This is a genomic window from Candidatus Binatia bacterium (assembly GCA_036382395.1).
In the GTDB taxonomy this organism is placed as follows: Bacteria; Desulfobacterota; Binatia; order HRBIN30; family HRBIN30; genus JAGDMS01.
In genome coordinates, this window is record DASVHW010000103.1 from 1 (window position 1) to 11,705 (window position 11,705).

Annotated in this window: 8 protein-coding genes and 1 pseudogene; 5 read left to right on the forward strand and 4 right to left on the reverse strand. The window is 64.7% G+C overall.

Going from position 1 to position 11,705, the window contains the following annotated elements; genetic code table 11:
* Positions 1-198: 198 nt before the first annotated feature.
* Entirely contained in the window at positions 199-1,818 is a 1,620-nt protein-coding gene (locus VF515_04855; GenBank protein ID HEX7406966.1) for a peptide chain release factor 3, read from the reverse strand.
* A gap of 302 nt (positions 1,819-2,120) precedes the next feature.
* Between VF515_04855 and VF515_04860 the strand changes: the two genes are divergently transcribed.
* From VF515_04860 to VF515_04870, 3 genes are all read left to right on the forward strand, one after another.
* A complete protein-coding gene (locus tag VF515_04860; GenBank protein HEX7406967.1) occupies positions 2,121-3,062 on the forward strand; it encodes an alpha/beta hydrolase in 942 nt (313 codons plus the stop codon).
* A gap of 17 nt (positions 3,063-3,079) precedes the next feature.
* Positions 3,080-4,288 carry an acyl-CoA dehydrogenase family protein gene (locus VF515_04865; protein ID HEX7406968.1) on the forward strand — a complete coding sequence of 403 codons (1,209 nt, stop codon included), beginning with the start codon at positions 3,080-3,082 and terminating at the stop codon, positions 4,286-4,288.
* Positions 4,289-4,387: 99 nt separating this feature from the next.
* On the forward strand, positions 4,388-4,819 hold the full coding sequence (locus VF515_04870) for a hypothetical protein (GenBank protein HEX7406969.1): 432 nt from the start codon (positions 4,388-4,390) through the stop codon (positions 4,817-4,819).
* 867 nt (positions 4,820-5,686) lie between these two features.
* On the opposite strand, the pseudogene VF515_04875 reads toward VF515_04870, so the two are convergent.
* Together VF515_04875 and VF515_04880 are read right to left on the reverse strand one after the other, a co-directional pair.
* Positions 5,687-5,785, reverse strand: a pseudogene (locus VF515_04875) (hypothetical protein).
* Positions 5,786-5,833: 48 nt separating this feature from the next.
* Entirely contained in the window at positions 5,834-6,490 is a 657-nt protein-coding gene (locus tag VF515_04880) for a DUF1566 domain-containing protein (GenBank protein ID HEX7406970.1), read from the reverse strand.
* A gap of 2,208 nt (positions 6,491-8,698) precedes the next feature.
* Here VF515_04880 and VF515_04885 point away from each other — a divergent pair.
* Together VF515_04885 and VF515_04890 are read left to right on the forward strand one after the other, a co-directional pair.
* Positions 8,699-10,474 carry a DUF1566 domain-containing protein gene (locus VF515_04885; GenBank protein ID HEX7406971.1) on the forward strand — a complete coding sequence of 592 codons (1,776 nt, stop codon included), beginning with the start codon at positions 8,699-8,701 and terminating at the stop codon, positions 10,472-10,474.
* Positions 10,475-11,092: 618 nt separating this feature from the next.
* Entirely contained in the window at positions 11,093-11,221 is a 129-nt protein-coding gene (locus VF515_04890; protein HEX7406972.1) for a hypothetical protein, read from the forward strand.
* 21 nt (positions 11,222-11,242) lie between these two features.
* Here VF515_04890 and VF515_04895 read toward each other — a convergent pair whose 3' ends face one another.
* Positions 11,243-11,596, reverse strand: a complete 354-nt coding sequence (locus tag VF515_04895; protein ID HEX7406973.1) for a hypothetical protein — start codon at positions 11,594-11,596, stop codon at positions 11,243-11,245.
* Between the last annotated feature and the right edge of the window lie 109 nt (positions 11,597-11,705).

An 11,705-nucleotide genomic window follows, 5' to 3' on the forward strand; every position in this document is an offset into this window, starting at 1 on the left:
ATGGCGAGACGTCGTAGTTGAGGTGGTTTGCCTTTCCGATCACCACCCTCGACTACGTCCGCAGACCCTGCGGAGCCGCGCAGCGGGGGGCGGGGGTGTCAGTGCAGTCATGTATCGCACAGTCCGCGATGAAAAGCCAGGACGGAGACACCATCAGAAACGGAGCTGGGCCGCATGAGACCCCGACGCCCCGGCCACTCAGGCGGCGGCGCGCTCGCTGCGGCCCGGCTGCACCGCGGCGATGAAACGCAGATGCGCGTGGCGATCGAGGGTCTCTTGCAGCCAGAAGTCGTTCTTGAACAGCAACAGCGGCCGGCCCTCCACGTCGAGCAGGCACAGCACGGCGCCGAGGCGCTCGAGCTCGACGGGATCGAAGTTGCCCTCCACCCAGCGGGCGTGCTGCGACGGCTGGGCTTCGAAACGCACGTCGACGTCGTACTCGCTCTTGAGACGGGACTGGATGACGTCGAACTGCAGCCGCCCGACGGCGCCGAGGATGGGGTCGCGCTCGAGGCGCTCGCGGTGGAAGAACACCTGGACCGCACCTTCCTCGGACAGCTGGTCGAGCCCCTTCTTCAATTGCTTGCGCTTGAGGGGCTCGGTCAAAACGAGGCGCACGAAGTGCTCCGGCGAGAAGCGCGGAATGCCGGCGAACTCGATGCCCCCGGCCTCGCTGAGCGAGTCGCCGATGCGCAACAGGCCGGGGTCCCACACGCCGACAATGTCGCCGGCGAAGGCCTCCTCGATGCAGGTGCGTTCCTGCGCCCGGAACTGCAGCGAGCGCTTGAGGGCGAGCCGTTTGCCGGTGCGCCCGAGGGTCACTTCCATGCCGCGCACGAAGCGCCCGGAGCACACCCGCACGAAGGCGACGCGGTCGCGGTGCAGCGGGTCCATGTTCGCCTGAATTTTGAAGACGAAGCCCGAGAACGCAGGCGCGTCGGGCGACACCGGGCCGGTGGCCGTCGCGCGCGGCAGCGGCGGCGGCGCCAGCTCGATGAACTGGTCGAGGAACGGCTCGACGCCGAAGTTGGTCAAGGCGCTGCCAAAGAACACCGGCGTCAGCTCGCCGCTGCGGAAGGCTTCGTGGTCGAAGCCCGTGCCGGCGCCGTGCAGCAGGGCAAGCGAGTCCGACAGCCGACCGTGGGCGCGGTCGCCGATGACGGCGCGAAACGCCGGATCGTCGAGGCTGCCCACCTGCATCACGGCCTTGTGCGCCGCCCGTTCGCCACGCTCGAACAGCAGCACCCGCTGCAACCAGCGGTCGTAGACACCCTGGAAGCCGGCACCGGAGCCGATCGGCCAGGTTGCCGGGCTGGCGGGAATGCCGAGCACCCGTTCGATCTCGTCGAGCAGGTCGAGCGGGTCGCGCCCCTCCCGATCCATCTTGTTGATGAAGGTGACGATGGGGATGCGGCGCATGCGGCAGACCTCGAACAGCTTGATGGTCTGCGGCTCCACCCCCTTGGCGCTGTCCAGCAGCATGATGGCGCAGTCGGCCGCGGCCAAGGTGCGGTAGGTGTCTTCGCTGAAGTCGTTGTGGCCGGGCGTGTCGAGCAGGTTGATCTCGTAACCGCCATAGGGGAACTGCATCACACTGGTGGTGATGGAGATGCCGCGCTCGCGCTCGAGCGCCATCCAGTCGCTGGTCGCATGGCGCGCGTCGCGCCGCTGCTTCACCGACCCGGCCAGATGCACGGCGTCGCCGTAGAGCAGCAGCTTTTCGGTCAGCGTCGTTTTGCCGGCGTCGGGGTGGGAGATGATCGCGAAGGTGCGCCGGCGCGCCACCTCCGCTTTCAGTCGTTCCCTCGAATCGTTCATGCCCAATCTCAGCTTCCTCGATTGCCTGCGATTTTCCTGCCCACCCGTGGGCACCCACGCTGCAGATGTCTTCGAAGAGAGGGTTGCATTCTCAATGTTGAAGACCAGCCAGCGTCGCCGCACAGGGCGGCGCATCACTGCCGTGAGCGGTCGAAATCAAGGCGGGGTGCGGGGGATGATCACGGGTAAAGAGAAGACGAGATCGCGGCCAAAGTCAATCGCTACCCCCTCGCAGCAGTGCAGAGCGTGCGTCTGGTTCAGACGGGCGGCTGTGCTATGAATCCCTGCACCTGGAGGCCACGATGAGTCTTGATCCGGCGATGTTCCTGCCCGCAGCAGTCGATGCGGAGACGGCTGCATTGAACGACGGTATTGAACGGTTGCTGGTGACGCAGCCGTCGATCGACCAGCTGCAGCCGCAGGCCTTTCGCGATGCGCGCGAAGCCGGCGCGAGCGCCTTCGGACCGATCGTCCGCGTCGACTGGGCGACGGAGCGTCGCATCCCCGGGCCTGCCGGCGAGATCGCCATCCGTCAGTTCGTTCCCGAGACCGTGAAGGGCGTCTGCCTGCACATCCACGGGGGCGGATTCGTCATCGGCCGTGCCCACCATCAGGACGTGCCGCTGGCGAGGCTCGCCACTGAGGGCCAGCTGGCCGTCGTGAGCGTCGATTACCGGCTGGCTCCGGAACACCCCTACCCGGCCGCTCCCGACGATTGCGAGGCGGCCGCCGTATGGTTGGCGGCCAACGCCAAACGCGAGTTCGGCACGGATCGACTGCTGATCGGTGGCGAATCGGCGGGCGCCAATCTCGCCGCCGTGACCCTGCTCCGCATGCGTGACCGGCATCGTTTCACGGGCTTCTCCGGCGCCATGCTGACGTTCGGCGTGTTCGACATCTCGATGACGCCGAGCGCGCGCCGCTGGGGCAACCGCAACCTGGTCCTCAATACGCCGATCATGCAGTGGTTCAGTGATCACTACGTTCCCGCCGAGCGGCGGCAGGATCCCGACGTGTCACCCCTGTACGGCGATCTCTCGGACCTGCCGCCCGCCATCTTCACCGTCGGCACATTGGATCCGCTGCTCGACGATACGCTGTTCATGCAGGCGCGCTGGCTGGCAGCCGGCAACCGCGCCGCGCTCCAGGTGTTCCCGGGCGGGATCCACGGCTTCATCGCCTTTCCCCTCGAGATCGCCCGCCGCGCCAACGAGCGGATCGTTCAGTTCCTCAAGCAGGCATAAGACCATCGGAGGATCAAATGGACTTCGAGCATTCAGAGCGTGCCCAGCACTACATCGACCAGGTCACGCGCTTCGTACGCGAACGCATCGTCCCGAGGGAACAGACCTACCTCGACCAGCTCGTCCACAGCGAGGACTGGCGACAATGGCGGATCCCTCCGATCATCGAACAGCTCAAGGCTGAAGCGAAGGCCGCAGGGCTCTGGAATCTCTTCCTGCCCGACAGCGAGCACGGTGCCGGCCTCGACAATCGCGACTACGCGCCGCTGGCGGAGATCATGGGCAGTAGCTTCCTCGCGCCCGAGGTTTTCAACTGCAGTGCCCCGGATACCGGCAACGCCGAGGTGCTGGTGCGCTACGGCTCGGAGGAGCAGAAGGAACGCTGGCTCAAGCCCCTGCTCGACGGCGACATCCGTTCCGGCTTCGCCATGACCGAGCCGGCCGTGGCGTCGAGCGACGCCACCAACATGAAGGCCACCTGCGAGGTGGACGGCGATCAGATCGTCATCAACGGCCAGAAGTGGTGGACCAGCGGCGCCGGCGACCCGCGCTGCAAGTTCCTGATCTTCATGGGCGTAACCGACCCCCGTGCCGAACGCCACCAGCGCCACTCCATGGTGCTCGTGCCCATGGACAGCCCCGGCGTGAAGATCGTGCGCATGGTGCCCGTGTTCGGCCATCTGGACGAGCCCCACGGCCACGGCGAGGTCGTGTTCGACGACGTCCGCGTGCCGAAGAGCAACTTCATTGCCGGTCCGGGGCGCGGCTTCGAGATCGCACAGGGGCGGCTGGGTCCGGGCCGCATCCATCACTGCATGCGTGCCGTCGGCGGGGCCGAGCGGGCTTTGCAGCGTCTGTGTGAGCGAGCCGCGGGGCGTGTCGCCTTCGGCAAACCTCTGGCGAATCTGGGCGCCAACCGCGACATCATCGCCAACTGCCGCATGGCCATCGACCAGGCGCGGCTACTCACGCTGCACGCCGCTTGGGCGTTGGACCGCCACGGCACCTTCGGCGCGCTCACGGACGTGTCGGCGATCAAAGTGGTTGCCCCGAACGTGCTGCAGATGGTGGTCGACGCCGCCATCCAGATTCACGGTGGCGAGGGGGTGGCCGACGCCGAGCTCACCCGCCTGATGGCGACGGCCCGCGCCCTACGGATCGCCGACGGGCCGGATGAGGTGCATCGCGGGATGGTGGCCCGGCTGGAGCTGAAGAAATACCGGTAGCGGCGTCTGTACTGGGCCAGCACGACACAGGACGAGCTCATGGCTGGTGGACAGCGAGGAAAAGAATTGATAGCTGTCCGTCGTGAAGGAGGGTGGTCTATGTTGAAAGTCGTAGGAATTCTCTTCGGTGTGGCGATCCTGATGTTGAGCGTGGCCGTCACGCGCACGGAAGCCGCTTGCTGCTCGGCCTCCTGCATTGGCCCGGTCCCGTGGCATGCGTGCTTCGCCGATACGACCTCGTGCAATACTATCCCCTGTGTCCCCCCGGGCGCGACTTCGTTGCACGTTGATGCCAGCGCCACCTGCGGTCAGGGCGACTTCGCCTCTTGCCCCACCAGCGAGGTGGGCCAGTGTAATGACAACGTGAACAATGACGGATGGATCGACAGCGTCACGGACATGGCCGACCCGGATTGCAACGTTGGGCCCAGGGTTGGGGCGCCCGCCGCGGGCCCGTTCGGAGCTGCGGCCCTCGTGGTCTCGCTGATGATTTTCGGTATTTACCGCCTGGCTCGTAAGAGTCAGAGCTAGGCCAGTCCCTCGTTTCGCTCCTTTCCGCACATCCGCCGGGCTGGCTTAAAGAGGCAGCCCGGCCGTTTATCTGACGCTCGTTGGCGACGGCTGCGTAGGCGACGTCAGTCCGAGTGCGGATAGCCGGCATTAACGCGGCATTTGTCATAAGACCCATCAGAAATTCCCGAACCCTCGGCCGTACCCCCAAAACTTCAGACGGACCCGTATATACGGCCGGCACGCCGGTGGTATTCGACGCGGTCTATCCGAAGTTTGTGACCTTTACGATTCCGCCGGCAACCACGGTCCTGACGTCCTGCATCACGTCATGGCCCGGGGAATCGAGCGCCGCCGCATCTTCCGGTCCGACCGCGACCGCCACGACTGACTCGCGCGTCTGACGACCTGCAGCCTGGAGGGGGGCGCGAGCGGTGGGCGTTCGATGAGCGCGTCTTGGGTTCGAGCCAGTTCGTCATACGGTTGCGGAGCGAGCAGCTCGCCAAGGCTACGTGCACGCCCCGCGGAGAATCGCGCGACGTCACGCTGGCGCAGCTTGCGCGGGCCGTGGCGCAGAGAATGCTGCTGTCGGGTGCGGAGCTCTGCAGCGGAGCGAAGCGGCGCGAGGTGGTCGCGGGCCGGGCCATGCTGAGTTTCCGCACCGTCAAAGAAGCAGGGCTGCGGACGGCCGCAGTTGCGATCGCGTTGAACGTCACCGCCCGAGCGGTGGCCCGCGTCCTTCCGCTCGGTGCCCGCCTTGCCGCGAAGCGCGACTGCAGTCTCGCCACGCTGCGTATTGACGTCGTGCCCAATTGCCGCCGCTTGCGGCGCCGTGCGGACCAACGGAAGAAGCTGACGAGGCGTGGCAAGCGCGCTGCGCTGCAAGTGCATGCCCAGCTTGTGGAGCCTGCGTCCGCGCGCGAAGCCGGGCGTCCCTGCCTGCACCACGAAGAGCGAGATGCCCGAGCGCGCGTTCTTCGGATCGGTATCCGTCTTGGCAGCGACGGCTGGCCGGTGCAGAAGCAGTGACTGACGTCAGCGCACAGGCGCGCGATCTGACGTCGGCACCGTACTGGGCGACACGTAGAACCCACCCCGAACGGCACGCGCGTACCCGCCGCTTGCCTTGTATTCGTACCGCACGGTTCCTTCGGTGAAGTCGACCACCCACGCATCCCACATATCGGTGGTCAGCCCCGACAAAGACCAATAGAAGGAATCGGGTGGCGCGAGGCTTTCCGCCGTGCAGCTGCACGAGGTCACGTTGCACCCCTCCGTGCAGGTGGAAGGGTTAAAGGCATGTTGATCCATGGCCGGGAAGGCGCTATCTCGGTCGAGAAGGGTCTGTAGCTGTTCCAGGCTCGGCAGGTCCCAGTCACTGTGCCCCGCGAAGGCCTCGCGGTTCAGGGTGGCCAAGAATTCCGTGAACACGGTCCCGTCCCAATACCCCCATTGCTCCGAGTCCTGCTGGCTCCAGGTGTAGCGATTGTCCTTATCGTGAATGCTCCCGTCGTTGCTCTTTTTCTCCCAGACCAACCCCGTCTTGGTGTCGCTGATCGTGCCGTTGTTGTTATCCACAAAGCGCGGGGAGATCGGCAGGCATCCATTCAGGGCGCTGTTCACCGAGGCGAGGATCTCGTCTATCGTCACCTTGTTGTCCGCGTTGAGGTCCCCCGGACACTTAACGCTCATAGCCTGGACGCTCCCCAAAGCCAGCACGGCGCAAATGCAACCCAAAGCCCCTACTGATTTCCATTTCCGCCAGCCGCCGCTGGTAGTCACTGTTAGCCGCATTGTCACCTCCTCCCTCTCTGCCACGCTGCCCGGAGACGCGTCCGCGGTGCAGGCAAGCAAGCTGCCAGAACCCACCCCGCACGGCACGTACGTCACCACTGCTCGCCTTGTATTCGTACCGCACGGTCCCTTCGATGAAGTCGACCACCCAAGCATCCCGGGTATCGGCGGTCCGCCCCCACCTCGGCGTCCGCTGCGCCGGCGCACACCGCTGTTGGCCTAGCGAGATCACCCGACTATGGGGCGCGATCTTGCCCACCCCTGCCATCAACAAGGGGCGTTAGCGTATCGTCCCTGTTGACTGTTGAGCGTTTTGTCCGATTTGTCTCTACGCCCCTGTTGTGACCCTCTCCGTTCGGATCGTACGTGCGACGCTGGCAGAGGTGGTTGGGGTGTGCAAAACGACAGGGCCTCGCCATCCGCTGGCTCTCAGTGAGCCTCAAGGGTGACACCGGGGTGATTATAGCGCCACGCGCCATGCTTTTCGGGATACCGGTAAATTCGAAATGACACCTGCACCCACTAATGACACCTGCACCCACTAGAGAGGGCGGGACACGGAACGCGGCCGAGGAGGGTCGCGCCCGAGAGCGGCGCTAGCAGGCCCCCCCCCATCTGCACCACCGGGACCCCGCTATCACAACTGAATAAGCCCGATCTTTGGGACACAAGTGTGGCGGTCTTCGATGAATGCACATTCAACAACGTGCATGCCTGCAACGATGACCCAACATTAATCGGGTCAGCCACACAAGCAGTGTCCAGCGTCACTGCCCCGGCTGATGGAGTGTTGGCGAGCAAGACCGCCATGCCGATGAGCCACACTCCCCCTGGCGCCGCCCTTGTTCGCGGGAATTTCATACCTAGTTCGTCCTCCCATCGTTCGGGCCCTTTCGGCCGGTTGGAGGGCTGGAAGGCACGCAGCCGAGAGACCGCCGGAGTCCCCACGTGTAGCCCTTGGTCGCTGTCCGCTACAAACAAGATATAGGGTGGTGACTTTCTCATTCCCGGAGTGCGGTGTCTGTGAGCCGTGTCGCTATAAAAGATGATTCCCGTCAGCCCGCGCCGACGCTGCCGGCCTCGTTTGACTGCCTATGACGACCTTCGTCATTCGTAGCGCCGGGGAAGCGGCTAGACCGGCGTCAACGCGGGTTCGCATATTGACCGAGCTGTTACCACGGGAACCGACAGCAGTAGTGGCCCCGGTGTTTTGTTAGCTACCGGCCGGTGGTTCACAGCTTGCCTCCCCCGCCGCCTCGCAACCTGGATTCTGCCCGGCTGTGCGCCGCCCGACGATCTGCCGTGCCCGAACCACGGATTTCTTGTCCTCTTGCCGGGCGCGGACGATCGATGACCTGAAAGTCTCGGTTCGTCTGCCCAAGGCGATTGGGATCCCGTGAGCTGCGGGAACGAAGACAGACCGGGATTGCGATTACGGCCGTCCTGAATGAGCCGGCGCTTTCCGCAGCGCTGCCTTCAAGACGCCCCCCAACCGACGCAGGACTAAACAGGCCACCCAGGGCTGCGAGTCGGCATCACCGAAATTGAGCGGGACTTTACTGCGCTTCATTTGTTGCTGTCAGCAATTTTCACACGTCACCGTTGGAGGACTTCGGGCGCAAGACGGTGCAAAGAACAAAGTACAGACGTCCGAATTGGTTCAAACGTTAATCCGAGGCAGTTCTCGCGCCAAGACGCCAAGGTGTTTTCGGTGCAGGGGCAGTTCGGGCACCGTCCCGATAGGCTCGTCAAATTGGCACGTCGAAACTCCGTAAGTTTACTGAGTCCACACCAACATTTGTCACCTTTCTGCATGATCGCACAGCCGCTTTGACGATTTTTCTTGACGGTACAAGGCGCAGTGAGCTATCGCGTGCGCACTTGCGGGGGCACCGCGTCAGGGGGAAATCGGGAGAGTCCAAGTGCCTGTCCGGGCCGACGGGGGCTGGCGCGGGTGTGTAACTCACTCGTGGAGTGGTCGCGAAATTCCTGATGTCGCGGCTACGTAACCGATGCGCCAGTAGAGGAGCCAGTGTGCGGGATCCGATGAAGTGGTCAAGAGTGTCAATATCGCCATCGGGGCGGCAGCCTCAGCGGAGGGGTCATATGCAGCGGTTCATATCGAGTGTCCGGGTTACGCGCGTCGTGGTGCTCATCACGCCATTGCTGATCGCTTTCACGGCCGGGAAGACGGCAGCGCTGAGCACGGGGTTCACGTATCAAGGGCAGCTCGTGGAAAGCGGCGTTCCAAGCAGTGGCCCGTGCGACTTCCAGTTCAGCTTGTGGGACGCCGCCGGCAGCGGCACACCACCCACTGGTGGCACGCGGCTCGGCGACATTCAGTCCATCAGCGGCGTCGACGTCACCAACGGGCTGTTCACCGTCGTTCTCAACAACAGCGCCCAGTTCGGTGCCACCGCGTTCAGCGGCCCGGATCGTTACCTGCAGATAGCCGTCAGCTGCGGCGGTTCGCCGGTCACGCTGAGCCCGCGCCAGCCACTCACCGCCACCCCGTATGCGCTCTATGCCCCGACGGCCGGCAGCGCCAATGGCCTGAGCTGTAGCGGGTGCGTCACTGCCGGTGCCCTCGGTCCGGGTGCGGTTCAGCAAAGCAATCTGGCCTTCACGCCCGGTACGGTCACATCGATCACCGCCGGCACCGGGTTGAGCGGCGGGACGATCACCACGAGCGGCACCCTCAGCAACAGCGGCGTGCTCTCGGTCGGCGCCAGCACCCCGCTGGCTTCGTCGGGCGGGCAGAACCCGAGCCTCTCGCTGACCGGTACGGTGCCGGTGGCCAACGGCGGCACGGGGGCGAGCACTGCAGCGACGGCGCGCACCAGCCTCGGGGCGGCGGCCAACGGGGCGAACAGCGACATTACCCAGTTGAACGGCATCCAATCACCCAATAACAATACGTGGTTCGGCCAGAGCGCGTTTACCGTCGCAGGCGGTACCGGTAACACGGCGCTGGGATACAAGGCGCTCACCACGAACAGTAGCGGGTTTTCCAACACGGCGGTCGGGGACCGCGCCCTGCAAAAGATGACACTTGGCAGCAACAACACGGCGGTGGGGTTGTTGGCACTTCCAGACGCCACGCAGGCGGCAGGGAATCTGGCGCTTGGGTCGGGCGCTGGGACCGGCCTGACCACGGGCAATTACAATATCTACGTGGCCGCAAGCCCGGCGTCGGGTACTGAGACTGGCACAATCCGCATCGGGAGTTCCCCCTGGCAAACGAAGGCATTCATGGCGGGGGTTAGCGGCGCTGGTTTGAGCGGTGGGGCGCCGGTGGTTGTCAATGCCGCGGGCCAGATCGGCACCGTGACCGGCGGGTCGACGCGCTTCACGGACAACGGCCAAACGGTGACCGACCATACGACCGGCCTGATGTGGGAAAAGAAGACGGGCACGAACGTGGCTCCCGTCAATTGCTCCATGACGACGTGCAGCAGCCCGCAGGACGTGAACAACCAATATCAATGGTGTCAGGACGCAAACCACAACGGCACCTGCGACAACAACGGCCCGTATGCGAACAACCCGCCCGACGGCGGGGCCTTCTTCGACTTTCTGGCGCGCACGAACGGGGTGTTGTGTAGCTCGGAGACGTGCACCGGCCTGGGCGGGCACACCGATTGGCGGCTCCCGACGATAGCGGAGCTAAAAACGATCCTTTTGTCACCATACCCGTGCAGCACAAGCCCGTGCATCGATCAGACCGTGTTTGGGCCCACGCAGTCCTACATCTACTGGTCGGCTACTACCGTCGCTGGCACTCCGGACGGCGCGTGGGGCGTGTTCTTCCACGATGGGTACGTGAACTACGGCGGTAAGCCCAGCGGCTACTACGTACGTGCAGTGCGTAGCGGCTCGTGATCGATCATTTGGTCATTTGGTACTTTGGTCATTTGATATTTGATTCTTTGTCTTGACTTTGGAGGGCGTGAGCCCTCCGCGAAATTTTGTTCCGGGAGACGTGATGGCGCAGACCGAGCACTTACCGATCCTTCGATACGCGCTCCGCGCTACTGAGGACAGGTCTACAAGAGGGCGTCCCCTTCGATACGGCCTGCGGCCTACGCGGGGCAATCGGCCGCCGATCGCCATGAGTGTCGTCGACATCGCGAAGCGAGCACCGGCGTGGATGGGTGTCACCTGGGTGGTGGTTGCCGTGCTGCTGGCGTGTGAGCCGGCAGTCGGCCAGACCGGCGGTGGATACGACCTCAGCCATCACGTCGTCAGTGGCGGCGGGGGCACGTTCGGCACCGGTGGCGGCGGCACGGCCGGCCAAGCCGACGCCGGCACGCACAGCGGTAGCACATACGCACTCACGGGCGGTTTCTGGGCGGGAATCCTGCCGCTCGCAACCCTGACGCCAACCAGTACCGCGACCCAAACGCCTACCCACACGCCCACCGTGACACACACGACCACTCCGACTCAGACCCCAACCAGCACGGCCACGGCCACGCGGACACCGACGCTCACCGCAACATGGACGCCGACGCGGACGGCCACCGACACACCGACCAGCACCTCGACTCAGACAGCAATACGAACGCCGACGAACACGCCAACCTCTACGAACACTGCCACGCAGACGCCGACGCGGACGGCCACTGACACACCGACCAGCACCTCGACTCAGACAGCAACACGAACGCCGACGCCCACTTTGACCCCTACGAACACTCCCACGCAGACGGCGACGGCCACCGACACGCCGACGAACACGCCAACCTCTACGAACACTGCCACGCAGACGCCGACGCAGACGGCAACCAATACACCCACACAAACCCCGACGGTGACCAACACCCAGACACCCACCAATACGCCGACGTCCACGCCGACGCACACGGCACTGCCAACTGCGACGGCGAGTGTGACCCCAACGGGGACCGTGTTGCCGTCCGCTACGCCTACCGGTACGCCGGCACCGAGTGGCACGCCCACGCCGACGGCCAGTCCAACCCCGAGCGCGACGCCGACGGCCACCGTGCCACCTTCCAGCGCATGTACCGGCGACTGCAACCAGGATCACGGGGTCACCGTGGATGAGGTGCTGACGATGGTGAACATCGCCCTCGGCAACACACCGGTGGCC

Coding starts and splice junctions, on each gene's coding strand:
- VF515_04880 (HEX7406970.1), bottom strand. CDS start 6,490: ATGAGCGTTAAGTGTCCGGGGGACCTCAACGCGGACAACAAGGTGACG.
- VF515_04855 (HEX7406966.1), bottom strand. CDS start 1,818: ATGAACGATTCGAGGGAACGACTGAAAGCGGAGGTGGCGCGCCGGCGC.
- VF515_04860 (HEX7406967.1), top strand. CDS start 2,121: ATGAGTCTTGATCCGGCGATGTTCCTGCCCGCAGCAGTCGATGCGGAG.
- VF515_04870 (HEX7406969.1), top strand. CDS start 4,388: ATGTTGAAAGTCGTAGGAATTCTCTTCGGTGTGGCGATCCTGATGTTG.
- VF515_04890 (HEX7406972.1), top strand. CDS start 11,093: ATGGACGCCGACGCGGACGGCCACCGACACACCGACCAGCACCTCGAC.
- VF515_04865 (HEX7406968.1), top strand. CDS start 3,080: ATGGACTTCGAGCATTCAGAGCGTGCCCAGCACTACATCGACCAGGTC.
- VF515_04885 (HEX7406971.1), top strand. CDS start 8,699: ATGCAGCGGTTCATATCGAGTGTCCGGGTTACGCGCGTCGTGGTGCTC.